This is a genomic window from Streptomyces sp. NPDC037271 (assembly GCF_055603605.1).
This window is the reverse complement of sequence record NZ_JBVJVN010000001.1, coordinates 582913-606595: the sequence shown is the minus strand read 5'-3', so window position 1 is coordinate 606595 and position 23683 is coordinate 582913. Positions and strand designations below refer to the sequence as shown.

At 71.7% G+C, this 23683-nt stretch carries 24 protein-coding genes and 1 pseudogene; 16 read left to right on the top strand and 9 right to left on the bottom strand.

The window, feature by feature from the left end; translation table 11 throughout:
- Positions 1–55: 55 nt before the first annotated feature.
- The 7 genes from lxmK to ACZ7G3_RS02880 all read left to right on the top strand — a co-directional run bounded on the left by lxmK (position 56) and on the right by ACZ7G3_RS02880 (position 6696).
- Entirely contained in the window at positions 56–1174 is a 1119-nt protein-coding gene (gene lxmK / locus ACZ7G3_RS02910) for a class V lanthionine synthetase subunit LxmK (RefSeq protein ID WP_470922959.1), read from the top strand.
- A 1-nt stretch (position 1175) separates the two neighbouring features.
- A complete protein-coding gene (locus ACZ7G3_RS02905; protein ID WP_470922958.1) occupies positions 1176–2168 on the top strand; it encodes a T3SS effector HopA1 family protein in 993 nt (330 codons plus the stop codon).
- 99 nt (positions 2169–2267) lie between these two features.
- Positions 2268–2420 carry an LxmA leader domain family RiPP gene (locus tag ACZ7G3_RS02900; RefSeq protein WP_184823924.1) on the top strand — a complete coding sequence of 51 codons (153 nt, stop codon included), beginning with the start codon at positions 2268–2270 and terminating at the stop codon, positions 2418–2420.
- Positions 2421–2496: 76 nt separating this feature from the next.
- The gene (locus ACZ7G3_RS02895; RefSeq protein ID WP_426596927.1) at positions 2497–3783 is read left to right on the top strand and encodes a M16 family metallopeptidase; all 1287 of its coding nucleotides are present in this window, start codon (positions 2497–2499) and stop codon (positions 3781–3783) included.
- On the top strand, positions 3780–5114 hold the full coding sequence (locus ACZ7G3_RS02890) for a M16 family metallopeptidase (RefSeq protein WP_470922957.1): 1335 nt from the start codon (positions 3780–3782) through the stop codon (positions 5112–5114). Before ACZ7G3_RS02895 ends, ACZ7G3_RS02890 begins: the two co-directional genes overlap by 4 nt.
- The gene (locus ACZ7G3_RS02885; protein WP_470922956.1) at positions 5111–5761 is read left to right on the top strand and encodes a flavoprotein; all 651 of its coding nucleotides are present in this window, start codon (positions 5111–5113) and stop codon (positions 5759–5761) included. The genes ACZ7G3_RS02890 and ACZ7G3_RS02885 overlap by 4 nt, the downstream gene beginning before the upstream one ends.
- Positions 5758–6696, top strand: coding sequence for an aminoglycoside phosphotransferase family protein (locus ACZ7G3_RS02880; RefSeq protein WP_470922955.1), 939 nt, complete (start codon positions 5758–5760; stop codon positions 6694–6696). The genes ACZ7G3_RS02885 and ACZ7G3_RS02880 overlap by 4 nt, the downstream gene beginning before the upstream one ends.
- Positions 6697–6918: 222 nt before the next feature.
- On the opposite strand, the pseudogene ACZ7G3_RS02875 reads toward ACZ7G3_RS02880, so the two are convergent.
- Both ACZ7G3_RS02875 and ACZ7G3_RS02870 read right to left on the bottom strand, forming a co-directional pair.
- Positions 6919–7050, bottom strand: a pseudogene (locus ACZ7G3_RS02875) (VapC toxin family PIN domain ribonuclease); the annotation flags it as partial.
- A 31-nt stretch (positions 7051–7081) separates the two neighbouring features.
- Positions 7082–9235, bottom strand: coding sequence for a DEAD/DEAH box helicase (locus ACZ7G3_RS02870; protein ID WP_470922954.1), 2154 nt, complete (start codon positions 9233–9235; stop codon positions 7082–7084).
- Positions 9236–9408: 173 nt separating this feature from the next.
- Here ACZ7G3_RS02870 and ACZ7G3_RS02865 point away from each other — a divergent pair, with 173 nt between their 5' ends.
- Complete coding sequence (locus ACZ7G3_RS02865) at positions 9409–9660, top strand: hypothetical protein (protein WP_018845686.1); 252 nt, start codon at positions 9409–9411, stop codon at positions 9658–9660.
- Complete coding sequence (locus ACZ7G3_RS02860) at positions 9660–10052, top strand: DNA-binding protein (RefSeq protein ID WP_470922953.1); 393 nt, start codon at positions 9660–9662, stop codon at positions 10050–10052. The genes ACZ7G3_RS02865 and ACZ7G3_RS02860 overlap by 1 nt, the downstream gene beginning before the upstream one ends.
- A 127-nt stretch (positions 10053–10179) precedes the next feature.
- Here the strand turns inward: ACZ7G3_RS02860 and ychF are convergent, their stop codons facing one another.
- Positions 10180–11268: a redox-regulated ATPase YchF gene (ychF, locus tag ACZ7G3_RS02855; RefSeq protein WP_426596948.1), complete on the bottom strand. Its 1089-nt coding sequence runs from the start codon at positions 11266–11268 to the stop codon at positions 10180–10182.
- Between the two features lie 449 nt (positions 11269–11717).
- Between ychF and ACZ7G3_RS02850 the strand changes: the two genes are divergently transcribed.
- Entirely contained in the window at positions 11718–12143 is a 426-nt protein-coding gene (locus ACZ7G3_RS02850; protein ID WP_470922952.1) for a DUF6542 domain-containing protein, read from the top strand.
- A 157-nt stretch (positions 12144–12300) separates the two neighbouring features.
- Here the strand turns inward: ACZ7G3_RS02850 and ppgK are convergent, their stop codons facing one another.
- Together ppgK and ACZ7G3_RS02840 are read right to left on the bottom strand one after the other, a co-directional pair.
- Complete coding sequence (gene ppgK / locus ACZ7G3_RS02845) at positions 12301–13065, bottom strand: polyphosphate--glucose phosphotransferase (RefSeq protein WP_426596950.1); 765 nt, start codon at positions 13063–13065, stop codon at positions 12301–12303.
- 29 nt (positions 13066–13094) lie between these two features.
- Complete coding sequence (locus ACZ7G3_RS02840) at positions 13095–14111, bottom strand: 4-hydroxy-3-methylbut-2-enyl diphosphate reductase (RefSeq protein WP_470922951.1); 1017 nt, start codon at positions 14109–14111, stop codon at positions 13095–13097.
- A 128-nt stretch (positions 14112–14239) separates the two neighbouring features.
- Between ACZ7G3_RS02840 and ACZ7G3_RS02835 the strand changes: the two genes are divergently transcribed.
- From ACZ7G3_RS02835 to ACZ7G3_RS02825, 3 genes are all read left to right on the top strand, one after another.
- Entirely contained in the window at positions 14240–15679 is a 1440-nt protein-coding gene (locus tag ACZ7G3_RS02835; RefSeq protein ID WP_470922950.1) for an APC family permease, read from the top strand.
- Between the two features lie 85 nt (positions 15680–15764).
- The gene (xseA, locus tag ACZ7G3_RS02830; RefSeq protein WP_470922949.1) at positions 15765–16973 is read left to right on the top strand and encodes an exodeoxyribonuclease VII large subunit; all 1209 of its coding nucleotides are present in this window, start codon (positions 15765–15767) and stop codon (positions 16971–16973) included.
- A gap of 9 nt (positions 16974–16982) precedes the next feature.
- Positions 16983–17234, top strand: a complete 252-nt coding sequence (locus ACZ7G3_RS02825) for an exodeoxyribonuclease VII small subunit (RefSeq protein ID WP_426596954.1) — start codon at positions 16983–16985, stop codon at positions 17232–17234.
- Positions 17235–17342: 108 nt separating this feature from the next.
- On the opposite strand, the gene ACZ7G3_RS02820 is transcribed toward ACZ7G3_RS02825, so the two are convergent.
- The gene (locus ACZ7G3_RS02820; RefSeq protein ID WP_470922948.1) at positions 17343–17570 is read right to left on the bottom strand and encodes a DUF4287 domain-containing protein; all 228 of its coding nucleotides are present in this window, start codon (positions 17568–17570) and stop codon (positions 17343–17345) included.
- A 323-nt stretch (positions 17571–17893) separates the two neighbouring features.
- Here ACZ7G3_RS02820 and ACZ7G3_RS02815 point away from each other — a divergent pair, with 323 nt between their 5' ends.
- On the top strand, positions 17894–18484 hold the full coding sequence (locus ACZ7G3_RS02815; protein ID WP_426596956.1) for a malonic semialdehyde reductase: 591 nt from the start codon (positions 17894–17896) through the stop codon (positions 18482–18484).
- 117 nt (positions 18485–18601) lie between these two features.
- On the opposite strand, the gene ACZ7G3_RS02810 is transcribed toward ACZ7G3_RS02815, so the two are convergent.
- Positions 18602–19138, bottom strand: a complete 537-nt coding sequence (locus ACZ7G3_RS02810; protein WP_470922947.1) for a DUF4245 domain-containing protein — start codon at positions 19136–19138, stop codon at positions 18602–18604.
- 125 nt (positions 19139–19263) lie between these two features.
- On the opposite strand from ACZ7G3_RS02810, the gene glpX reads away from it, so the two are divergent.
- Positions 19264–20295, top strand: coding sequence for a class II fructose-bisphosphatase (glpX, locus tag ACZ7G3_RS02805; RefSeq protein WP_426596958.1), 1032 nt, complete (start codon positions 19264–19266; stop codon positions 20293–20295).
- A 276-nt stretch (positions 20296–20571) separates the two neighbouring features.
- Here glpX and ACZ7G3_RS02800 read toward each other — a convergent pair whose 3' ends face one another.
- Positions 20572–20955, bottom strand: a complete 384-nt coding sequence (locus ACZ7G3_RS02800; protein ID WP_426596959.1) for a WhiB family transcriptional regulator — start codon at positions 20953–20955, stop codon at positions 20572–20574.
- 105 nt (positions 20956–21060) lie between these two features.
- Positions 21061–21768 (bottom strand): DUF1707 SHOCT-like domain-containing protein, encoded by a 708-nt coding sequence (locus ACZ7G3_RS02795; protein ID WP_426596960.1) that lies wholly within the window; start codon positions 21766–21768, stop codon positions 21061–21063.
- A gap of 221 nt (positions 21769–21989) precedes the next feature.
- Between ACZ7G3_RS02795 and ACZ7G3_RS02790 the strand changes: the two genes are divergently transcribed.
- Positions 21990–23657 (top strand): fumarate hydratase, encoded by a 1668-nt coding sequence (locus ACZ7G3_RS02790; RefSeq protein WP_470922946.1) that lies wholly within the window; start codon positions 21990–21992, stop codon positions 23655–23657.
- The last annotated feature ends 26 nt before the right edge of the window (positions 23658–23683 follow it).

Here is a 23683-nt window from a genome sequence, read left to right as displayed (position 1 = left end):
CCTTCTTGCTCAACGAGTTCGTCCGACCGAATGACTTCGAGGGGGGAACGCCGTTATGACGGTGAACAGCGTGGCGTGGGCTTCGGCGCCGGCCACCGGGCTCGGCTCGTCGGCGACCGTGCACGTGCTGCTGGACCGGCTCGGACTGGGCGGTCTGGCAGGCTCGGACACGACGGCGCCGCTGGGCAGCAACCAGAGCGTGACGGGGACGACGGACACCGGTGTGGACGTCTTCGTCAAGCAGGTGGACGCGCTGAAGCCGGACGCGCGGCAACGGTTCGCCCGTATGCGCGACTTCGAGGAGTTCACAGCCGCCCACCCGGTTCCGGAGCTGCGTACACCGCGGCTGCTGGGCTTCGACGAACCCGAGCTGCTGATCGCCTTCGCCTGGCTGCGCGGCTCCCGGACGGGCAACGCACTGGCCGAGGACGACGCGTTCCCGGAGGAGATGGCGTACCGGACGGGCCGTGCGATCGGCGCGCTGCACGCGGTGGGCGGGCAGGCGGTGGCCCTGGCGCCGCGCCCGCTGGACACCTCACCGCCGATGCTGCCGCCGCTGGCGTTCCTGGAGGCCATCCCGCTGTCCACGTACGTGCTGTCGAGCGGGGCCATGCTCGACGCCTGGCGGCTCCTGCAGAACGACGGCGAGCTGCGGTCCGCGCTGACGGGGCTGCGGGCGCGGGAGCGTGCCGCGGCGCAGGCGCCCGCGCACTGCGACCTGCGGCTCGACCAGCTGCTCTGGCACGAGGGAGACCTGTACGTGTGCGACTGGGAGGAGTTCCGGCTCGCCGACCCGGCCCGGGACGTGGGCAGTTTCGCCGGGGAGTGGCTGTACCGGGCGGTGCTCGGCATCCCCGAGGGCTCGGCGGAGCGTGCGCAGCTCTCGCACCAGGACATCGTCGAGCGGGGTGTGAGCGAACTGACGCGGCTGCGGGGCCGTAACACCTCCTTCTGGGCCGGATACCGGGAGGCGGCCGGCCTGTCCGGCGGCGACGCGGCCGAAGTGGCGGCCCGCGCCACCGGCTTCGCCGGCTGGCATCTGATCGACCGCATGATCGCCTCCGCCGAGCAGCAGCCCAGCCTGGACACGATGAGCCGGGCCGCCTCGGGCATCGGCCGGACGGCGCTGCTCCAGCCGGAGAAGTTCGCCAGGACCATAGGTCTGGAGGGTTGAGATGACCGTCGCGGAGAACACCCGGCAGGGCGCGCTCGATCCCGCCGTCTCGCACGTGCTGAGCGCGGTCTCCCTGTCGCCGGGCGGTGCGGGTGTGCGTCTGGGCGACCGCGATGTGACGGCGGACCGTCCGCGCCGCCTGTGCCAGCGTCTGGGCACCGCGCTGTACGAGGTCTTCCACGCCGGGCACGCCTTCGGCGACAAGCCCGGGATCCTGCGCCGCGATCCGGCGCTGGAGGTGCCCCTGGCCCAAGCCGTGCCGCATGCGACCACACCGGTGGCCGCACGCCTGCTCGACGGCCCCGCCGAACGGGGCCCAGGCCCCGGCGGCCCGGTGGCCACGGTCGGAGGCGTACGGGTGCGGCTGCCGGACGCGGCACCGCCGGAGCTTGTGGGCGGCGTGTCCGGGGACGGGTACCACGTCCTGCGGTTACCGACCGCGCGGCCCCGGCTGTCCCCGGGCTTCTTCCTGGTGGACGGCTCCCGGGGCAGCTGCGGTCCCGGTCCGCTGGTGCGGCTGTACATCCATCTGACCGACCCCGGCGCGGCCGTGCGGGTCTGGAGCGCGGTGCTCGGCGTGCTGGAGGGGCTCGAGGTCCCCTACCGGTCCAAGATCACCTCCAGCCGGAAGCTGCTGCCCCGCCGCGACGGGATGGTGGTCTATCTGGGCGCGGCGGCCTGGCACGCCGTACCCGCCGTCGTAGGGGCCGTGTCCGCGGCGGACGTCGGCCCGGAGACCTCGGCCTTCGCCCGCGCCCTGGCGCCCGGTCTGTCCCTGGCGTGGGAGCCGGACGACGCCCGGCCGGGCCGGTCGGGCGGCAGCTTCGGCCAGCACCGCAGCCTCGCGATCGCCGAGGGAGTCGTGGACGCGATGGCGGACGGCGACCTCTCACGTGCGCACACGTATGTGCTCACTCGGCTGACCGAATCAGGAATCGACCCCTCCGCATTGCATCGGAATATTGATTCCCCAGATCTTCCTTTTCCCCATTGAACGCCCCCCTGGAATATGTAAGCATTACATCGCGTGCGGGGCAGAAAGCTGACCTCCGTGCGATATTCATCCATATTTCCTCAGAGAAAGGTGAATTCCATGGACGCCGTTGAGCTCTTCGAGGGTTACTCCGCCTACGCCAGCACCGAGGAGGTCGCCGCCGCCGACGCTTCGGAGGCGCCGGCCATCACGAGCACCGTCACCTCCTCGCAGGGCTGCGCGATCACCGTCAGCGCCATCTTCGGCTGCTGATCCAGGCGACCGACCAGCGCCTCCGGGCCGGGGACAGTCGGATCCCGGCCCGGAGTGCCCGCGCGGAAGGCAGTAGATGACCGACCTGTCTCCCTCCCGGTCCGTGCTGCCCAACGGCCTTCGCACCGTCCACGGCCGGTACGGCCCGAAAGGCCTCGCGAGCGTCAGCGTGCACTACGGAGTGGGCTTCCGCTCCGAGCCGGAAGGCCGCAGCGGATTCGCACACCTCTTCGAGCACCTCATGTTCCAGGGCAGCGCCAGCATCGCCCCTTCACAACATTTCTCGGTTGTTCAGGGATCCGGTGGGACGGCCAATGCGTCAACCCGGCAGGATTACACCGAGTATTACCAGAGCGCACCAGAATCAGCATTGGAAAGAATGCTGTTCCTGGAATCGGACCGCATGGCCGCGCCGAAATTCACGGAGCGGAATCTGAGCACCCAGCTCGCGGTCGTCAAGGAAGAGGTCCGGCGCAATGTCCTGGACCGGCCCTTCGGCGGCTTCCCGTGGACCGAGCTGCCCGGGGCGATGTACCGGAAGTTCTCCAACGCGCACAACGGATACGGCGTCTTCGAGGACCTGGAGCGGGCGACGGTCGAGGACTGCGCCGCCTTCTTCGACGCGTACTACACCCCCTCCAACGCCGTACTCACCGTCGTCGCGGACCTCCCCGAGGAGCACGTCACCCGCTTGGTGACGCGGCACTTCGGCGCCCTGCCCGCGCGGCCCGCCGCGGTGGCGCCCGCACTGCCCGAGCCGCCGCCCGGCTCCACCCGCCTGCGCCGCGTCACGGACGCCCGGACCACGGCTCACGCCACCGCCCTCGGCTTCCGGCTGCCGTCCTTCCGTACCGACCCCCTCGGCTACGCCGCCCATGTGGTGCTCGCCGGAATGCTCACCGGCGACTCCCCCGGCGGCCTCGCCGCAGCCGCCGGAGCCCACCGGCTGCCCGTGACCTCGGTGAAGGCGCAGTGCGGCTTCTTCGCCCCCTTCGACGCGCTCGACCCGGACTCCCTCGTCGTGACGCTCCACCACGACGGCCAGGACCCCCGGCATCTGGCCGCCTTCGTCCAGCGGGAGCTGACCTCCCTGGCGGCGGACGGCCCGCGCCCCGACCGGCTCGCCCGGGCCGTCCGCCTGCTGCGCCTGGGCTGGGCCCGCCGTCATGCCGAACCTCTCCGGCAGGCCCGCGCCCTGGGCGCGTTCACCCTGCTGCACGACCGGCCCGACCTCGTCGCCGAGGTCCCGGCCCTGCTGGCACAGGTGGACCCCGCAGAGGCCGCCGCCGCGGCCGGCCGGCTGGTCTGCCAGGACCCCGCCGCCCTCACCGTCGGCCCTCCACCACAAGGCGACCCCGCATGAGCAGCCTCCGCACACCGCTGCCCGGCCACGCCCGCTACCGCGGCGCCGCCGAGCTGGCGTCCGCCGCCGCACCGCGCCCGCTGCCCCCGCTCGGCTCCGACGACCGGATCAGCCTGCCCGCCGCCGCCTGGCGTGCACTGGACTGCGGCCTGCGTGCCGTCGCCGTCCAGGACCCCCACGCGGCGACCGCGGAAGTCCAGCTGCAGCAGCCGTACACCCCGGGCACACCACGGGAGTCGGCGCTCGCGGAACTGCTGGCCGACGCGGTGCTGCGCGGCACCGACCACGAACTGCGGTCCGCCCGGACGGCGGAGTGGTTCATCACCACCGCCCACGTCGACCCGGCCGGCCTCGCGGACCTCCTGCGGGAGTTCACCCTCCCCTTCACTCCGCGGGCCGTCCCCGCCGATCGGGTGGCACTGGCCCGCACCCGGCTGGCGCGGCGCGCCCCCATGCAGGCGTCCAACCCCGCCACCGCCGCCCGTGAGGCGCTGTGGACCAGCCGGTTCGGTCCCCTCGGCTGCTTCGCCGGACTGCCCGGGCCGGACGACATCACCGCTCTCACCGCCGCCGACGTCGAAACGGCGAGGCGGTCCATGCTGCGCCTGTCCGGCGCCCATCTCGTCGTGGTCGCGGACCTGCCCCCGGACCACGCACTGGACCTGGCCGAAGCCGCGTTCGCCGGCATCGACGCCCGGCCCCCCGCAGCGCCTTCCCCCGCCGCCGGGCCGCTGCCCGCCCCGCGCGACCACCAGGTCGTCGTCCACCGCCCCCGCGCGCTCCAGTCGCACTTCCTGATGTCCTTCCCCAGCGTGCCCTGGGAGGACGACCGCTACCCGGCCCTGGCCCTGGCCAACGCCGTCTTCGCCGGATACTTCTCCTCCCGCCTGATGGGACGGATCCGTGAGCGCCTCGGCCTGTCGTGCCATGTGGTGTCGTACTTCGACCAGATGCTCGGCACGCACAGCGTCCTCCTCGAAGGCGCGTGCGCGACCGCCGCCACCGACACGGTGCTGTCCGAACTGCGCGCCGAGTGGACCGGGATGGCGAACCGCCCACCGGAGCCGTCCGAGGTCGAGGACGCCCGCCGCTACTCGCTCGGCATGATCGCCGCCCTGCGCGCCTCGCCCGCCGCCCTCACCCAGTTCTTCTCGACGCTGTGCTGCTGGGGCATCCCCCTCGACTGGGCGGAGGACTACGCCCGGCGGCTGCGCACCGTCACCCCGGCCGAGGTGACGGCCGCCGCGCGCGCCTTCCTCGGCCCCGGCCCCACGTCCCGCGTCGTGGTCGGCGACGCCACCGTCCTCACCTCCGGAGAGACCCCACAGTGACCAGCTCCCCGTCATCCGGCACGCCCCAGGCCGCGAACCCCTTCGCCGCCCCCGCCCCGGCCCTGACCTTCGAACGCCTGCTCCTGGTGGGCACCGGCGCACTGCACGCCTGGCAACTGCCCACCTGGGTCAGCTGGCTGCGCATGACGTACCCCCGGCTCGACCTGCGCACCGTCGTCACCCGCAGCGCCGAGCGCTTCGTCGCCCGCCAGGCGCTCACCGCCCTCGGCGGCCGCGAGACCCTCGTCGACGAGTGGCCGCCGGACACGGACGCCGGGGCCGGGGCGCTCCACGTCGAGCTCGCGCAGTGGGCCGACGCCGTCCTGGTCTACCCCGCCACCGTGAACTTCATCAGCCGGTACGCCACCGGCATGGCCGACACCCCCGTCCTCCTCGCCCTGCAGTGCCTTCAAGCCCCGGTCGCGGTCGCCCCCTGCCTCCCCCCGGGCGCCGACCGGAGCGAGACGGTCCGCACGCACCTCGCCACCCTTTCCGCACAGAAGAACGTCGTGGTCGTCCCCCCGGTCCCCGGCCGCAGCATCACCACGGGCCGCGACGACGCCCGCGTGCCGCCCCCCATGCCGGCGGTCGTCGAACAGCTCCAGGCCAGGCACACGGCGCTGCGGACGGAAGCGGCATCGGCATGAACCACTCCGCGCTCGGTCCCCCCGTCCGCGACATGCGCACGGGCCGCCTCCACACCCGCGTCTACCGGTCCGGCGACAGCCACCTCTGGCGCCGCGAGGTCCTCCAGGACGGCATCCCCGCCCGCGCACTCCCCGCGCTCCCGGCCGGCACCGGACTGGCGGCCGCCGAGCTCGCGGAAGACGGCGCGTACGAGTACCGGGTCGCCGGCGGCTCGTCCCTCGGCCACCTGATCTGGCCCCCGACAGCCGACCCCGCGGGCCCCGCCCACCGCGACACCCTCACCCCGGCCATGGCGAGTACGGGCCGTGCCCTGCGCTCCCTCCACGCCCAGGGGCCCGTCCTCATCGACCCGGCCCCCGTCCCCCCACCCGTCACCCGCCTGGCACGCTGGCTGCACTCGGCCGACGACCACGCCCACCACCGCCTGACCGCCGTCCTCGGTCCGGCCCGCCTGCGCGAACTCTCGGCCTGGTGCGACGTCCTCGCCACCCCCACCCCGGCCCACCCGTGGACACTCCTGCACGGCGAGCCCTCGGTCGGCCTGATCATCCCGTCCCCCGCACCGGCCCACGCCGTCCTCCTCACCGGCGAGACCCTCTCCCACGGCCCGGCGGCCTTCGACACCGGCTGGCTCATAGGAGAGCTGGCCGAAATGGCCCGCCTCTGCGGCCCCACCCATGCCCCGCCCTTCGCCGCCCTGGCCACCGCACTCCTCACCGGCTACGGCCCCCTCACCCCCGACGACATCACCCCCCTCGCCCTCGCAGCGGGCCTGCGCAGCGTCGTCCACGTCGCGGACTACGCGGCGTACGTCGGCTGGACCGACGGCCTGGACCACTGCATCGCCCTGCTCCCCGACCTGGTGGACACCTCGGGCCGAGCCGCTCTGGACGCCGTCGCCGTACCGCTTTCGACTGCCGCTCCCGAGGCGTGATCGGTGCATCGAGGAGGCTGAGGACCGCCGACGCCGCCCACCAGCGCCTGCAAGCGACCGAGGCCTCACCGACTCCCGTCCCTCAGCTGACATCCGCCCCTCACAGCGGCCAGGCGGTCAGCAGATCACCGGGGCCGTAGGTGGCGTCGCCGCGGGCAGCCGGTCGTCGGGCAGCCGCTTCAGGTTCTGCGGACTACTGCGGACAGCACAACGCGTTCCGGCTCAGTCGGCGGTCCCCGGCTCCACGACCCACTCGGCGTGCAGACCGCTCGCCGAAGCAATCAGGTCGAAGTCGCCGTCGTAGTGCAGGACCGTGGCTCGATGCCGCTCAGCGGTTGCCGCGATACGGATGTCCTGCGGACTGGCCGCGGACCGGAGGACACCCTTACTCGGATGACGTGGGCCTCTCGTCCGTCATGCCCAGACGAGCCTGTTCCTCCTCGACGATCCGACGTGCCAGCTCGGTGTCCGACACGTCGACCGCGTCCGGCGTGGCTTCGGCCACGGCGCTGCGGCGGGCATAGGCATCGAACAGGCGCGTCTTGGTCTCCAGCATCTTCACCATGCGTTCGTCGACACCTCCGGTGGCGAGGAGACGGTGCACGCGAACCGGCCTGACCTGGCCCATACGGTGGGCCCGGGCCACCGCCTGATGCTCGATGGTCGGCTTGATCTGGGGTTCGCAGATGACGACGACGGAGGCGGCCTGCATGTTGAGGCCGACGCCCGCTGCCTGGATCTGCCCCAGGAGCACCGCCGGGCCCTGGACACCGGCGAAGTCGTCGACGATCTCCTGGCGGCGCTGGGCCGGGACGCCGCCGGTCAGCGGACCGAACACCGGAGTGGCCCTGGCGGTTCTGACCGCGAGAGCCTCCTTCACCACATCCAGTACGTCCCTGAAGTTGGAGAAGACCACCGTCTTCTGCCCGTTCTCGCCGGCCTCCTGAACGATCTCCCGGAGCCGGTCCAGCTTGGCCGACTTCTCGGGGCGCATGTAAGCGGCCCTGCGCATGGCCATGAAGTTGCCCGCGCGCACGGCTTCGCGGTAGGCCTCCTCGTCCGAAGCGCTCAGCTCCTCCCACTCGTCGGTCTGCTGAAGGCTCGGGAGTTCCGTCAGCACGTCCTCCTGGTTGCGCCGCAGGTAGACCGGGGCCACAGCCTTGCGGAAGGCAACCGATCCGGCCAACGCATCCCGTTCGCCCAGGGAGTCCGCGACGTCGCCGTCGAGCATCTGGACCAAGTTGCGGAACTCCACGACCCTGTTCTCCATCGGGGTTCCGGTCATGAAAAGGGCGCGCTCGCAACGCTCCGCCCACAGGCCGACCGCTTGGGACCGCTTGGCCTTCGGGTTCTTCACGGAGTGCGCTTCGTCGACCACCAGTAGCCCGACCTCCCCGCCGCCCGGTGTGGGAAAGCCGCGCAGCGCGTCGAACGTGGTCACCCCGACGCCGCCCCGCCCCTTCCAGTCGGCGAACGCGTAGTGCCGGTCGGGACCGTGGAGCACCACGACTCGCAGGGCGCTGCGGGCCTCGATCTCCCGTGTCCAGTTCACGAGGACGCTCGCCGGGCAGACCACCATGAAGTGACTCTGCCCCTCGGCGGCCAGGTGGGCGAGGACGGCGATCGCCTGGATGGTCTTCCCGAGGCCCATCTCGTCGCCGAGTATCACCTTGCGCTGCGCCAGCGCGAACCGTGCGCCGAACGCCTGGTAGCCGCGCAGGGAGACCCGCCGGTGCGTGTCGTCGAGGTGCTGGGTCCGTACCCGCTCCGCAATCTCGTCCGGCAGGAAGCCCTCTGCGGCAGCCGCGTCCGGCAGCCGCCCGGAGATCTCGGCGAGCAGGCTGTAGTACTCGGCGGAGCGGAGTTCGAAGTCCACCCAGGCCGCGACGTCGGACGAGAGCCCCCGGAGCAGGTCCACCGACGCCTGGGCGAGCAGCTCCGGCAGACCGGCCTGCTCCGCCTCGTCCACCAGCGACCGGGTCTCGGCTACCGCCGCCCACGCGCGAGCCTTCTTCTCCCGGCCGGCCAGAAGCATCCGGACCCTTCCAGCGGCGGGCCTCGCGTCGGCCAGCAACGGACCGAGACGTTCCGCCAGGGCCGTGGCCTTGTCGACCGCACGCCGGGCGTCCGGGCCGGCCTCCACCAGGACGTGCAGGGCCATGACGAGCGCGGTGGTGCGCGGTTCCGGCCGGTCCACGTCGATGTGGACGGCCACGGTCTCGTGCACAGCCTCGGAGAGCCTGCGGGCGGCGGCGAGCATCTGGTCGACGGTGCGCTGCCCGACACCGGGAATCTGCCGCAACCGGTAGGGGCCCGCTTCGAGAACACTGCCCAGGGTGCGCAGTCCGCTCTTCTCGACGCTCCCCAACCGCAGCCGCCCTTCGGTGACGTCCTGCAGCCGGGCGACGGGAATGGCGTCGAGCTCCCGCTTCACCGCCGCGTCATGGATCGGCTTCAGTGCCGCCCGTACCGCCTCCACCGCCCTTCCGTGGTCACCGACCACTGCCTGCGCCGCCTCATACAGTCGCGCTCCCCTCACGACCGTGTCCCGCTCGCTCCGCCCCACGCTCCCCGCCCTTCTCTGGCCCTCCCCGCATCTTTCCACCGCCCACACGGGGCCTCGACGGGCATTCGCAGCTCCCTGCTGATCAACCGAACCTCGGGGCAGTCATTCACACCCCCAGATTTACGACCACCGGTAGGATCGGCACCATGAGCGGTAGTAGGAAGTATTCGATCAGCCTGCCCGAGGATCTCGCCGAGGCCGTACGCGCCCATGTCGGGCCCGGCGGTTTCTCCGCCTACGTCGCCGAGGCTCTCGAACAGAGGGTCGCCATGGACAAGCTGCGGGAGATCGTCGCCGACTTCGAGACCGACAACGAAGCTCTCACCCGCGAGGAGGTCGAGGCCGCCCGGGCGCTGCTGCGCCACGACCACCGGCAGGCCGGCGGGGCCGCCGCCTGATGCCCGGCACCCTCCTGCTCGACAGCGAAGGACTCTCGAAGCTCTACCGCAAGGACCGCACCGTGGTGGCCCTGGTCCAGGCGGCGTCGGAGGAGGGCGTCCGAGTCGCCACCAGTGCCATGACCACGCTCGAGGCCGACTACGAGCGCATTCACCCGGCCCGCATCAAGTGGGTCCTCTCCCGCGTCGACGTCCACGACGTCACCAAGGAGATCACCGACCGGGCCGCCGTCCTCCTTCGCACCCATCACCTTCCCGGCCACAAGTACGCCATCGATGCCGCTCTCGCCGCCATCGCCCGCAACGCGCCCCAGCCGGTCACCGTCCTCACCTCCGACCCCGAGGATCTGACACTCCTGTGCGGCCCTTCCGTGGAGGTCGTCAAGGTCTGAGACCGCGTCGCTGCCACGCCGCCCGGCCAAACGCTGTCACCGCATCGCGGGATCGGGGACTCACTGCGGACACACAGCTGTGCCCGACCCGCCAACAGGAGGATCGGGCACAGGTATTGACATAGCGTCAGACGTTGAAGCGGAACTCCACCACGTCCCCGTCCTGCATCACGTAGTCCTTGCCCTCCATGCGCGCCTTGCCCTTGGCACGGGCCTCGGCGACCGAGCCGGTCGCGACCAGGTCGTCGAAGGAGATGACCTCGGCCTTGATGAAGCCCTTCTGGAAGTCGGTGTGGATGACACCGGCGGCCTCGGGGGCGGTGGCGCCCTTCTTGATGGTCCAGGCGCGGGATTCCTTGGGGCCGGCCGTCAGGTAGGTCTGCAGGCCGAGGGTGCGGAAGCCGACGTGGGCGAGGGTGGCGAGGCCGGGCTCCTCCTGGCCGACGGACTGGAGGAGCTCCAGGGCCTCGTCCTCGTCCAGCTCGGCGAGGTCCGCCTCCAGCTTGGCGTTGAGGAAGATCGCCTCGGCGGGGGCGACCAGGGCGCGCTGCTCGTTCTTGAAGTCCTCGTCGGTCAGCTCGTCCTCGTCGACGTTGAAGACGTAGAGGAAGGGCTTGGTGGTGAGGAGGTGGAGGTCGTGGAGGAGCTCGGCGCGCTCGCTGCCCTGGAGGATGCCGTGGGCGAAGAGCGTGTCGCCCTTCTCCAGGATCTCCTTGGCCTCCTCGACCACCTTGACCTTGGGTGCGATGTCCTTCTTGATCCGCGACTCCTTCTGGAGGCGGGGCAGGACCTTCTCGATGGTCTGGAGGTCGGCGAGGATCAGCTCGGTGTTGATCGTCTCGATGTCGTCCTTGGGCGAGACCTTGCCGTCGACGTGGACGACGTTCTCGTCCTTGAAGGCACGGATGACCTGGCAGATCGCGTCGGACTCGCGGATGTTGGCGAGGAACTTGTTGCCCAGGCCCTCGCCCTCGCTCGCGCCGCGCACGATGCCCGCGATGTCGACGAAGTCGACCGTCGCCGGGAGGACCTTCTCCGAGGAGAAGATCTCGGCCAGCTTCGTCAGACGGGGGTCCGGGACGCCCACGACGCCGACGTTGGGCTCGATCGTGGCGAACGGGTAGTTGGCCGCCAGCACGTCGTTCTTGGTCAGGGCGTTGAACAGGGTCGACTTGCCGACATTGGGCAGACCGACGATTCCGATCGTGAGCGACACGTTGCGACTTCCCGTACGTGAGGATGCGGAGGAGGTGGGGCGGGCCGGGCAGGGGGCCGATCCACCAGTCTACGGGGTGTCCGGTGCCTGCCCCGCGCGGTGTCGAACGCTTGGCCAAGCCGTGCCCGACGGCGTGTCTGTCGGGCTATTCGGCACATAAACCGACCTAAGTTGGTCCAGTGGAGCAATACAGGACGCGACCTGCGCAGTACGGACCGCATCGGGGCCGGGCGCCGCTGCCCCCGCAGGGGCGGGGAGCGGGCGGTGCCGCGGCCGGGCGGCCCGTCGGGAAGCCGGTCGGAAAGCCGGTCGGGAAGCCGGTGGGGCGATCCGCCGGGCCGGCTGCGGGCGGCGGGGCGCGGCGGCCGGCCACCGTACGGCCGGCCCGCCCCGGGCCTCTGGTGCTGCGCGCCCTGCACGCCGTGCGCGCCCTGCGGGAAATGCGGGGAATGCGTGCGGTCAGTGGGATGTGTGGGCTGCCCAACCCCCGGTTGACCGGGCTGGGCAGCGGCCTGCTCTGCGCGGCGGTGATGCTCGTGCTCGGCCTTCTCGACCAGCTGCTGTTCGGCGCGTCCCCGACGGTGTACGGCGTGCTGTTCCTGCCGGTGTGCCTGCTCACCGCGCTCTGGGTGCGCAAGGGCGACCTGCTGACCGCCCCCGTCGTCGTGCCGATCGCCTTCGCCGTGGGCCTGGTGGCCGTCGCCGAGGGCGGCAAGGGGCCGGGAGGGTGGCTGATGGGGCTGGTGACCGCCCTGGCCACCGAGGCGGGCTGGCTGTACGGGGGGACCCTGGTCGCGGGATCGACCGTGATCGTCCGGAGGATCCGGCTGGTGCGCGACCGGGCCGACGCCGTCCGGAACCGGCCGCCGGTGTGAGGGCCCGGTGCCGGCCGCCGGTGTGAGGGCCCTGAGCCGCCCACCGCGGCCCGGCCCCCCACCGGCTCCGACCGCCGGACCGGCCCACGGTGTGAACGCCGCCGGACCGGCTCACGGTGTGAACGCCGCCGGGCCGGCTCACGGTGTGGCGGCCGGTTCAGCCCGCGGCGGGCCGGCCGGCTGCCTCCGCCGCTCGCATCGCCGCCCCGACGATCCCCGCGTTGTTCTGGAGCTGCGCGGGGACGATCTCCGCCTGGATGCCCTCGATGTGGTGCAGGAACTTGTGCGCCTTGCGGCTGACCCCGCCGCCGATGACGAACAGGTCGGGTGAGAACAGCATCTCGACATGGGCGAGGTAGCGCTGCACGCGGTGGGCCCAGTCCTCCCAGGACAGGTCGTGGTCGTCCTTGACCTTGCTGGAGGCGCGCTTCTCCGCGTCGTGTCCGTCCAGCTCCAGGTGGCCCAGCTCGCTGTTGGGGACGAGGACGCCGTCGGTGAAGACGGCGCTGCCGATGCCGGTGCCGAAGGTGAGCAGGATGACCGTGCCCTTGCGGTCGCGGCCGGCGCCGAAGCGCATCTCGGCGACGCCCGCCGCGTCCGCGTCGTTGACCACCGTCACGTCGAGGCCGCCCAGCCGCTCACCGAACAGGGCGCGCGCGTCCGTGTCGACCCAGCTCTTGTCGACGTTGGCCGCGGTGCGGACCGTGGCGCCGCCCGTGACCACGCCGGGGAAGGTGAGCCCGACCGGTCCCCTCCAGCCGAAGTGCTCGACGACCTGCTTCACCCCGTCGGCCACGCCGTCGGGGGTCGCGGGGTGCGGGGTCAGTACCTTGCAGCGCTCCTGGGCCAGGTCGCCCCTGTCGAGGTCCACAGGGGCGCCCTTGATCCCGGATCCGCCGATGTCCACGCCGAAGATCTGCATGGCACCACGTTACGACGGACGACTGACGGTCACGCCCCGGCCGTACCGGAGCCGCCCCGCTCCGCCACCAGGGACGCCGCCTCGTCGCGCAGGTCGCGGCGGAGCTCCTTGGGCAGCGAGAAGATGATCGACTCCTCGGCGGCCTTGACGATCTCCACGTCCTCGAAGCCGCGCTGCGACAGCCACTCCAGGACCTGCTCGACCAGGATGTCCGGGACGGAGGCGCCGGAGGTGACACCGACCGTGGTGACGCCCTCCAGCCAGGCCTCGTCGATCTCGTCGGCGAAGTCCACGAGGTACGCGTCGCGGGCGCCGGCCTGCTTGGCGACCTCGACGAGGCGCTTGGAGTTGGAGGAGTTGCGGGAGCCGACGACGATCACCAGGTCGGCCTCGGCGCCCATCTGCTTCACGGCGAGCTGGCGGTTCTGCGTGGCGTAGCAGATGTCGTCGCTCGGCGGGGAGATGAGCTGCGGGAACTTGTCCTTCAGCGCGTCGACGGTCTCCATGGTCTCGTCGACGGAGAGGGTGGTCTGGGAGAGCCAGACGACCTTCGACGGGTCGCGGACCTCGACCTTGGCGACGTCCTCGGGGCCGTCGACGAGCTGGATGTGGTCGGGGGCCTCGCCGGAGGTCCCGATGACCTCCTCGTGGCCCTCGTGGCCGATCAGGAGGATGTCGTAGTCGTCGTTCGCGAAGCGGACGGCTTCCTTGTGCACCTTGGTGACGAGCGGGCAGGTGGCGTCGATGGTGGCGAGCTTCCCACGCTCGGCCTCCTCGTGGACGACGGGGGCCACGCCGTGCGCGGAGAACATGACGATGTTCCCCGGCGGGACCTCTTCCGTCTGCTCGACGAAGATGGCGCCCTTCTTCTCCAGGGTCTGGACGACGTACTTGTTGTGGACGATCTCGTGCCGGACGTAGACGGGAGCCCCGTACTGCTCCAGGGCTTTCTCGACGGCGATCACGGCGCGGTCCACACCCGCGCAGTAGCCACGGGGGGCGGCGAGCAGGACACGGCGGCCGGGCGAAGCAGTCATGGCACCCATCGTAAGGGTGCGTTCGGCGGGTCGGAGATCGCGTGGGTGCCGCGGTGCCGGGGAGACTGGCGGGGACGTCGACGGGGACGTCGACGGGGACGTTCCGAGGCACAGTCCGAGGCCCTGGCGGAGGCACGATGTCCGAAGGCGGTACGGCGGCCCAGGGGGCCGGTGGCGAACACCCGAAACACCTGAAACAGCAGGAACAGCAGGAACAGCAGGAACAGAAGGAACAGCAGGAACACCGGCTGAAGCGCAGCCTGGGCTTCAGGGACCTGGTCGTCTACGGGCTGCTGTTCATCGCGCCCATGGCGCCGGTCGGCGTGTTCGGCACGCTGGACGCCAAGTCGCACGGTGCGGTGGCGCTGGTGTACCTGATCGCCACGGTCGCGATGGCGTTCACCGCGTTCAGCTACGCCCAGATGGTGCGGGTGGTGCCCCAGGCGGGGTCGGTGTTCGCGTACGCGCGCGTGGGGCTCGGCAACGGGGCCGGTTTCGTCGCCGGCTGGATGGCGATGCTGGACTACGTCCTCATTCCGGCGGTCGCGTACCTGTTCTCCGGCATCGCGATGGAGGCGCTGGTCCCCGAGGTGTCGCGGTGGGTGTGGACGGCGATCGCGGTGGTCGCCACGACCCTGCTGAACCTGTGGGGGGTGCGTGCGGCGGCCCGGGTGGGCTTCCTGGTGCTCGCCATGGAGATCGTGGTCCTGCTGGTGTTCGTGGTGGCGGCGATCGTGGTCCTCGCGCGCGACGGGGCCGAGCGGGGCTGGCTGTCGCCGCTGTCCGGGGACGGCACGCAGGGGGCGTTCGCGCTGTCGGCGGTGGTCGGCGCGGTGTCGGTGGCGGTGCTGTCGTACCTGGGCTTCGACGCGATCGCGACGTTCGCGGAGGAGGTGACCGGGGGTTCGGCGAAGGTGGCGCGGGCGCTGCTGTTCTGCCTGGCGCTGGCGGGCGTGCTGTTCATCGCCCAGACGTACCTGGTGGCACTGCTGGAGCCGGTGTCGTCGGCGCGGCTGGCGGCGGAGCCGGAACGGCAGGGGGCGGCGTTCTACGACGCGGTGGACGCGTCCGTGGGGACGTGGCTGCACGATCTGGTGGCGGTGAGCAAGGCGATCGGCGCGGCGTTCGCGGCGCTGGCCGGGCAGGCGGCGGCCGGGCGGCTGCTGTTCGCGATGGGCCGCGACCGGCGGCTGCCGAAGGCGCTGTCGCGGACGGACTCCGGGGTGCCGCGCGTGGCGCTGCTGGTCGCGGCCGTGATCACAATGGTGGCGGCGGTGTGGGCGGCGCGGCGGGACGACGGTCTCGACCATCTGGTGTCGGTGGTCGACGTCGGCGCGCTGACCGCGTTCACGATGCTCCACGCGAGCGTGGTGGGCTGGTTCGTGGTGCGGCGGCGCGGCTCGGGCCCGGTCAGCTGGTGGCGGCATGCGCTGATCCCGGTGCTCGGTGCGGCGATCACCGTCGCGGTGATCGTGGAGGCGTCACGGACCGCGCAGCTGGTCGGGGCGGTCTGGCTGGCGGTGGGGCTGGTGGTCCTGGCGGTGCAGGCGCGCGGGAGGAGAGCGGCGGGAGTGTGAGCCGGCCGGACCTGCCGGACGTGGCCCGGGAGCGGGCGACGCGGACCGGGGCGGGTTGTCACACCCGGCCGTTACGCTCGACCGCATGGCTGCCAACTCGTCTCCCGAAAGTCCGCTGCCCGTGGGCGAGGTGTCACGGCTGATCGGGGGCTGGATCGACCGGCTCGGCGCGGTGTGGGTCGAGGGGCAGATCACGCAGCTGTCCCGGCGGCCGGGCGCGGGCGTCGTGTTCCTGACGTTGCGCGACCCGTCGTACGACATCTCCGTGAGCGTGACCTGCTACCGGCAGGTGTTCGACGCGGTGGCGGACGTGGTCGGCGAGGGCGCGCGGGTGGTCGTCCACGCCAAGCCGGAGTGGTACGCGCCGCGCGGGCAGCTGTCGCTGCGAGCGGCCGAGATCAAACCGGTGGGCGTCGGGGAGCTGCTCGCGCGTCTGGAGCAGCTGAAGAAGGCACTCGCGCGCGAGGGGCTGTTCGCGCCGGAGCGGAAGAAGCCGCTGCCGTTCCTGCCGCAGCTGATCGGCCTGGTGTGCGGGCGGGTGTCGGCCGCCGAGCGGGACGTCCTGGAGAACGCCCGGCACCGCTGGCCCGCCGTCCGCTTCGAGGTGCGCAACGTGCCCGTGCAGGGCGTGCACGCGGTGCCGCAGGTGGTGCAGGCGGTGAAGGAGCTGGACGCGAGGGACGACGTGGACGTGATCGTCGTCGCACGGGGCGGTGGCAGCGTGGAGGACCTGCTGCCGTTCTCCGACGAGCAGCTGGTGCGGGCGGTCGCCGCGTGCCGGACGCCGGTCGTCTCGGCGATCGGGCACGAGCCGGACAATCCACTCCTCGACCATGTCGCCGACCTGCGCGCCTCCACGCCGACCGACGCCGCGAAGAAGCTCGTGCCGGACGTCGGCGAGGAGTACGAGCGGGTGCGCCAGCTGCGGGACCGCGCGCGGCGGTGCGTGGCGGCGTACGTGGACCGCGAGGAGCGGGGGCTGGCCCATGCCCTGGCCCGGCCGTCGATACAGGATCCGCACCGGATGATCGACGAGCGGACCGAGCAGGTGGCGGCGCTGCTGGACCGGGGCCGCCGTTCGCTGCGGCACCACCTGGACCGGGCCGACTCGGAGCTGACGCACACGCACGCGCGCGTGGTGGCCCTCTCCCCCGCCGCGACCCTGAAGCGCGGGTACGCGGTGCTCCAGCGGGCCGACGGCCACGCCGTCCGTGACCCGGGCGAGGTGGAGCCGGGCGAGACGCTGCGGGCACGGGTCTCCGAGGGTGATTTCTCCGTACGAGTCGACGCATAGGGTGGGTGGATGACCAGCGAGGTGGAGCAGCCGACGGCCATGTCCGAGGCGCTCGGGTACGAGCAGGCGCGGGACGAGCTGATCGAGGTCGTACGGCGGCTGGAGGCCGGCGGTACGACGCTGGAGGAGTCGCTCGCCCTGTGGGAGCGGGGCGAGGAGCTGGCGAAGGTGTGCCGGCGCCGGCTGGACGGCGCCCGGGCCCGCCTCGACGCGGCGCTGGCCGAGGAGGCCGGGGCGGAGGACGGCGACGGGGACGCGTAGCCGCCCGCGCGAAGCCCATGACGGGCACGCCGCACAGGACGGCGAAGACCGCGAAACCCTCGGCGTTCGGGCCGGGCACGACCTCCTCGGCCCGGGCGGGGCCCCGGCCTACTTGGTGCTGTCCTGCTTGGCACTGTCCTCGGCGAGGGTGTGTGCGACGAGCGCGTTGGCGTGTCCGTGGCCCAGCCCGTGCTCGGTCTTGAGCCAGGAGACGAGCTCCATGTGCCTGGTGAGCGGCGAGGAGCGGATCAGCTCCTTCCACTCCGCGACCGGACGGCCGTACTTCTTCTCGATCGACGGGAAGTAGGAGGCGGGGCCCTTCACGGAGGCGGTCATGTCGATGCGGTCCCATCTGTCCGGGGCGGTGGGCGGTGCAGTACTGCCTTGTACGACCGCTGCGCGCGGCGGAAGTGATCGCCCGGCGCGTGTGATCCGCGCCACTGCCCAGCCCGCGGTTTCTCCACTCCCCCCCACACCACCCGCCCGACACGCGGGGCGTCACGGCACCACCCACCCCCGCCACCCCGCCCGCCGTGTGAAGCGGATCACCGCCCTCTCACTTTTGGTTGAAGGTTGAACTTCCTTGGCGTAGCGTCGTACCCGTCAACGGCTCCGCGCCGATCCAGGCGGAGCCGACGCACCCCCGAGGAAGATCACGTATGTCTCTCGTTCTTGACCCCGCCGCCCAGGACCTGCTGTTCCGCGAGGCCCGCACCGCGAACACCTTCACCGACGAGCCGGTGACCGACGAGCAGGTGCAGGCGATCTACGACCTGGTCAAGTACGGCCCGACCGCCTTCAACCAGTCGCCGCTGCGCATCACGCTGGTCCGCTCCCCCGAGGCCCGCGAGCGCCTCGTCGGACTCATGGCCGAGGGCAACCAGCCCAAGACGGCCGCCGCCCCGCTGGTCGCGATCCTCTCGGCGGACAACGAGTTCCACGAGGAGCTGCCGCAGCTCTTCCCGCACTTCCCGCAGGCCAAGGACGCCTTCTTCAGCGAGCGCCCGGTGCGTGAGGGCGCCGCCGCCCTGAACGCCGCCATGCAGGCCGCCTACTTCATCGTCGGCGTCCGCGCCGCCGGTCTGGCCGCCGGCCCGATGACCGGCCTCGACTTCGAGGGCGTCCGCAAGGAGTTCCTGGACGACGACCACACCCCGCTGATGGTCGTCAACATCGGCCGCCCGGGCCCGGACGCCTGGTTCCCGCGCTCGCCGCGCCTCGCGTACGACCAGGTCGTCACCACGGTCTGAGAGCGGCGGCCCCGGCGGAGTCCGGGGCCCGGCCGCCCCGCGCGCACGACGAAGCCCCCGGTGCGTGCCGGGGGCTTCGTCGTGCGCGGGGTACAGCGGGGGGTTTACGGCGATGGCTCACGCCAGCTTCAGCGCCGCCACCATCTTGTTCAGCTGCTCGAACGAACCCGTGCCCGCCACGACCGTCGTCGCGCCCTTCACGCCGTCGGTGTCGTGCAGTACGAGCGCGTCGTACCGGCCGCCCGTGTACCGGGTCCACGTCCGGCCGCCGATCTCCTCGGTCGTCCCGGTCCGCTGCGCGCCCTGGCTGGCCTCCTCGATGAAGGCGGACGGCTTCTCCGTGGACTGCTCGACCGCCACGTACTCCCCGTCGGGCGCGCGGAAGCCCAGGTGCCAGGCGTCGAACTGGTCACCCCGGTAGCGGACCAGGGTCGGCTTCCAGTCCTTGGACAGCCCCTCGGGCGCGGCCACCGGATACGGCGCGGCCCGGCGCGCGGTGATCAGTTCGACCGAGTAGTCGACCCGCTTGAGGTCGGGCTCGCCGTCGTCGTCGTGCGGGATGAAAAGCCACATGACCAGTCCAGCGAGGACGATGACGCCCAGGGAGAGGACCATGTCCCGGGCGGTCTTCTGCTTGCCGTTCGTACCTGCCACGCCCCCTATCGTCGCAGGTCCCCGATGTGCTCATACGTGGGGTCCCCTGCTCATTCTGTCGGACTGGCGATAGAGTCGGGGCACACCCTCATCCGGCCGTCGTCGTATCAGAAAGGTGCGTTCCGATGACCGAGCATCATCTGCCGTCCGAGCTGGACGTCCCCTCAGAGGCTCCCGACCGCAACCTCGCCATGGAACTCGTGCGGGTCACCGAGGCCGCGGCGATGGCCGCCGGCCGCTGGGTCGGGCGCGGTGACAAGAACGGCGCCGACGGTGCCGCGGTGCGCGCCATGCGGACCCTCGTCCACACCGTCTCGATGAACGGCGTCGTCGTCATCGGCGAGGGTGAGAAGGACGAAGCCCCGATGCTCTTCAACGGGGAGCGGGTCGGCGACGGGACCGGGGCCGAGGTCGACATCGCCGTCGACCCGATCGACGGCACCACGCTGACCGCCAACGGCATGACCAACGCGATCGCGGTACTGGCCGCCGCCGAGCGCGGCTCCATGTTCGACCCGTCCGCGGTCTTCTACATGGACAAGCTGGTCACCGGGCCGGAGGCCGCCGACTTCGTCGACATCAACGCCCCCGTGTCCGTGAACATCCGCCGGATCGCCAAGGCCAAGCGGCGCACCCCCGAGGACGTCACCGTCGTCATCCTCGACCGGCCACGGCACAAGGGCCTCATCAAGGAGGTCCGGGAGACCGGCGCCCGCATCAAGCTGATCTCCGACGGCGACGTGGCCGGCTCCATCCTGGCGCTGCGCGAGGGCACCGGCATCGACCTGCTGCTCGGCGTCGGCGGCACCCCGGAGGGCATCATCTCGGCCTGTGCCGTGAAGTGCCTGGGCGGGACCATCCAGGGCAAGCTGTGGCCCAAGGACGACGGGGAGCGGCAGCGCGCGATCGACGCCGGGCACGACCTGGACCGCGTGCTGACCACCGACGACCTGGTCTCCGGGGACAACGTCTTCTTCGTCGCGACCGGCATCACCGACGGTGAGCTGCTGCGGGGGGTGCGGTACCGGTCCGAGACGGCGACGACCGACTCGATCGTGATGCGGTCCAAGTCGGGCACGGTGCGGCGCATCGACTCCGAGCACCGGCTGAGCAAGCTGCGGGCCTACAGCGCGGTGGACTTCGACCGGGCGAAGTGACCCCGTCGGCGGGCGCGACCGGCCACGGACGACCCGCGCCCGCGAGGGGAGGCAAGCCCCCACCTCGCAGGCGCCCCGCACCACGCGGCACAGCCGCACGGTGCCGGCGCCCCGCACCCTTGCTGTGGCGCGCATGAGCCCCTGCGGCCCGCGTGAGCCTCTGTGGCGCGCATGAGCCTCTGTGGCGCGCATGAGCCCCTGCGGCCCGCGTGAGCCCCTGCGGAGCGAAAAGGGCACCCTCTGTGCGGAGAGGGTGCCCTTTCGCGTGCCTGGGTGCTAACCGGCCGCGGCTATGCGTCCCGCCGTCGTGCGGGCCGACTTCTTCTTCAGTTCGACGTCGCGGCGCCGGCGGCGGGCCAGGACCACGCGGCGTTCGGCGGCGGTGAGGCCGCCCCAGACGCCGTAGGGCTCGGGCTGCAGGAGGGCGTGCTCGCGGCACTCGACCATGACCGGGCAGCGCGCGCAGACGCGCTTGGCCGCCTCCTCGCGGGAGAGCCGGGCGGCGGTCGGTTCCTTGGAGGGTGCGAAGAACAGTCCGGCCTCGTCGCGCCGGCACACCGCCTCGGTGTGCCAGGGAGCGTCTTGGTCCCTGTCCCGCACGGGCACCCGCTGGGCCGGAACGGCGGCTACCTGCAGGGACGAATGCGGCGGTTGCAGCACGGTCTACTCCTGACGACGGCTTCGCGAGCGAGAGACGATGCGTCAAGGCTTACCCGTTGTACGCGCGCCTATGCACTGGGTTTCCAACCGCCGCCGGGCGCCGCGCTACACGTGCTTGCGCAAACCCTTCTCCACCTTCCGGTGCACCCGGTCCAGGAGGTCCGCGACGATCCTGCCGCGCTTGGGGCGCGCCTCGACGCTGCCCAGCACGGCCCAGCCGTCCACGTAGATGACGGGGGCCTCGGACTCGGCCGAGTCGAGGGCGTGGACCTCGAAGCTGCCGAGCACCCCGCCGCCCGCGCCGCGCAGCGACACGTTCTCCGGGACGCGCACCTCGACGCTGCCGAAGACGGCGAACGCCTTGACCACGACCTGCTGGTGCGCGAAGACCGCCTCGCTGAGGTCTATCTCGACGCTGCCGAAGACCGCGTACGCGTGGATGCGGCGGCTCGCCCGCCAGCGGCCCTTGCGGACGGCGCTGCTGAAGACCGCCACCACGTTCTCGTCGGGGTCCGCCGGGACGGCGCCGGCGGTGGGGCGGTCGGGGACCGGGGCGGCGGCCGTGTCGCGCCCGGCGTGCGCGGCGGGCAGGTCCCGCACGAAGACGTCCAGCTCACCGACCGTCCTGGCGGCCAGCACGCCCTCGACGCGCTCGGCGTGCTCGTCTGCGGTGAGCCTCCCTTCGGCGAGGGCGTCGCGCAGCATGTCGGTGATGCGGTCGCGGTCGGCGTCCGATGCGCGCATCTCGGAGACGCGCGGTGCGGTGCCGCGCGGGGCCGCGTCCTGCGGTCGGGCGTGCTTCTGAAGGTCCACGGCAGCAGCGTACCGAAACGCGATAGATCGCGACCAGCCCTGTGGACAACCTTGTCGCAACCCCGTCCGGGCCGCGCACCACTCCTGTCGCGGCTACTGAGCCTTACCTCACAAGCCCGCCGCCGACGGCAGGTTTTACGCTGGTGGACGCTGCCGATGGAGGCCAGCCGTCGTTGCTGAGGAATCCAGCCGCGCGTCATGCCGAGTGAGGAATGGGCGAGATGCCTGAGTTCGCGTACACCGATCTGCTCCCCCAGGGAGAGGACACCACTCCGTACCGGCTGGTGACCTCCGAGGGTGTCTCCACCTTCGAGGCCGACGGGCGGACCTTCCTCAAGGTGGAGCCCGAGGCGCTGCGCAAGCTGGCCGAGGAGGCCATCCACGACATCCAGCACTACCTCCGCCCGGCCCACCTCGCGCAGCTGCGCCGCATCATCGACGACCCCGAGGCGTCCGGCAACGACAAGTTCGTGGCGCTGGACCTGCTGAAGAACGCGAACATCGCGGCGGCGGGCGTCCTGCCCATGTGCCAGGACACCGGCACGGCGATCGTCATGGGCAAGCGCGGGCAGAACGTGCTGACGGCGGGCGGCGACGAGGAGGCCCTGAGCCGGGGCATCTACGACGCCTACAAGAACCTGAACCTGCGCTACTCGCAGATGGCTCCGCTCACCATGTGGGAGGAGAAGAACACCGGCTCCAACCTCCCGGCCCAGATCGAGCTGTACGCGACCGACGGCGGCGCCTACAAGTTCCTCTTCATGGCGAAGGGCGGCGGGTCGGCCAACAAGTCGTTCCTCTACCAGGAGACGAAGGCCGTCCTGAACGAGGCCTCCATGATGAAGTTCCTGGAGGAGAAGATCCGCTCGCTCGGTACGGCCGCCTGCCCGCCGTACCACCTGGCGATCGTGGTCGGCGGCACGTCCGCCGAGTACGCGCTGAAGACCGCCAAGTACGCCTCCGCGCACTACCTGGACGAGATCCCGGCCGAGGGTTCGCCGCTCGGGCACGGCTTCCGGGACCAGGACCTGGAGGAGAAGGTCTTCGAGCTGACGCAGAAGATCGGCATCGGCGCGCAGTTCGGCGGCAAGTACTTCTGCCACGACGTGCGCGTGGTGCGCCTGCCGCGGCACGGGGCGTCCTGCCCGGTCGCCATCGCCGTGTCCTGCTCGGCGGACCGGCAGGCGGTCGCGAAGATCACCGCGGAGGGCGTCTTCCTGGAGCAGCTGGAGACCGACCCGGCGCGGTTCCTGCCGGAGACGACGGACGAGCAGCTGGAGTCGGAGGGTGACGTCGTCAAGATCGACCTCAACCAGCCGATGGACGACATCCTGGCCGAGCTGACGAAGCACCCGGTCAAGACCCGGCTGTCCCTCACCGGCCCGCTGGTCGTGGCCCGCGACATCGCGCACGCCAAGATCAAGGAGCGGCTGGACGCGGGCGAGGAGATGCCGCAGTACCTGAAGGACCACCCGGTGTACTACGCGGGTCCGGCGAAGACGCCCGAGGGATACGCGTCCGGGTCCTTCGGCCCGACGACGGCCGGGCGCATGGACTCCTACGTGGAGCAGTTCCAGGCGGCGGGCGGCTCCAAGGTGATGCTGGCCAAGGGCAACCGCAGCAAGCAGGTCACCGACGCGTGCGACGCGCACGGCGGCTTCTACCTCGGCTCCATCGGCGGACCGGCGGCGCGGCTCGCGCAGGACTGCATCAAGAAGGTCGAGGTCGTCGAGTACGAGGAGCTCGGCATGGAGGCGGTCTGGAAGATCGAGGTCGAGGACTTCCCGGCGTTCGTCGTGGTCGACGACAAGGGCAACGACTTCTTCCAGGACCCGGCGCCGGCGCCGACGTTCACGTCCATCCCGGTACGGGGTCCCGGACTCGCCTGACAGCGGTGGTGACGGTTCGCCTCCAC

Bases quoted from the DNA above. Each gene is read 5' to 3' on its own strand.
- ACZ7G3_RS02850 (WP_470922952.1), top strand. From the start codon at position 11,718: ATGCGTGCGGTCAGTGGGATGTGTGGGCTGCCCAACCCCCGGTTGACC.
- ACZ7G3_RS02815 (WP_426596956.1), top strand. From the start codon at position 17,894: ATGTCTCTCGTTCTTGACCCCGCCGCCCAGGACCTGCTGTTCCGCGAG.
- ACZ7G3_RS02825 (WP_426596954.1), top strand. From the start codon at position 16,983: ATGACCAGCGAGGTGGAGCAGCCGACGGCCATGTCCGAGGCGCTCGGG.
- ACZ7G3_RS02835 (WP_470922950.1), top strand. From the start codon at position 14,240: ATGTCCGAAGGCGGTACGGCGGCCCAGGGGGCCGGTGGCGAACACCCG.
- ACZ7G3_RS02900 (WP_184823924.1), top strand. From the start codon at position 2,268: ATGGACGCCGTTGAGCTCTTCGAGGGTTACTCCGCCTACGCCAGCACC.
- ACZ7G3_RS02840 (WP_470922951.1), bottom strand. From the start codon at position 14,111: ATGGGTGCCATGACTGCTTCGCCCGGCCGCCGTGTCCTGCTCGCCGCC.
- lxmK (WP_470922959.1), top strand. From the start codon at position 56: ATGACGGTGAACAGCGTGGCGTGGGCTTCGGCGCCGGCCACCGGGCTC.
- ACZ7G3_RS02790 (WP_470922946.1), top strand. From the start codon at position 21,990: ATGCCTGAGTTCGCGTACACCGATCTGCTCCCCCAGGGAGAGGACACC.
- ppgK (WP_426596950.1), bottom strand. From the start codon at position 13,065: ATGCAGATCTTCGGCGTGGACATCGGCGGATCCGGGATCAAGGGCGCC.
- ACZ7G3_RS02905 (WP_470922958.1), top strand. From the start codon at position 1,176: ATGACCGTCGCGGAGAACACCCGGCAGGGCGCGCTCGATCCCGCCGTC.
- ACZ7G3_RS02880 (WP_470922955.1), top strand. From the start codon at position 5,758: ATGAACCACTCCGCGCTCGGTCCCCCCGTCCGCGACATGCGCACGGGC.
- ACZ7G3_RS02865 (WP_018845686.1), top strand. From the start codon at position 9,409: ATGAGCGGTAGTAGGAAGTATTCGATCAGCCTGCCCGAGGATCTCGCC.
- glpX (WP_426596958.1), top strand. From the start codon at position 19,264: ATGACCGAGCATCATCTGCCGTCCGAGCTGGACGTCCCCTCAGAGGCT.
- xseA (WP_470922949.1), top strand. From the start codon at position 15,765: ATGGCTGCCAACTCGTCTCCCGAAAGTCCGCTGCCCGTGGGCGAGGTG.
- ACZ7G3_RS02890 (WP_470922957.1), top strand. From the start codon at position 3,780: ATGAGCAGCCTCCGCACACCGCTGCCCGGCCACGCCCGCTACCGCGGC.
- ACZ7G3_RS02860 (WP_470922953.1), top strand. From the start codon at position 9,660: ATGCCCGGCACCCTCCTGCTCGACAGCGAAGGACTCTCGAAGCTCTAC.
- ACZ7G3_RS02895 (WP_426596927.1), top strand. From the start codon at position 2,497: ATGACCGACCTGTCTCCCTCCCGGTCCGTGCTGCCCAACGGCCTTCGC.
- ACZ7G3_RS02820 (WP_470922948.1), bottom strand. From the start codon at position 17,570: ATGACCGCCTCCGTGAAGGGCCCCGCCTCCTACTTCCCGTCGATCGAG.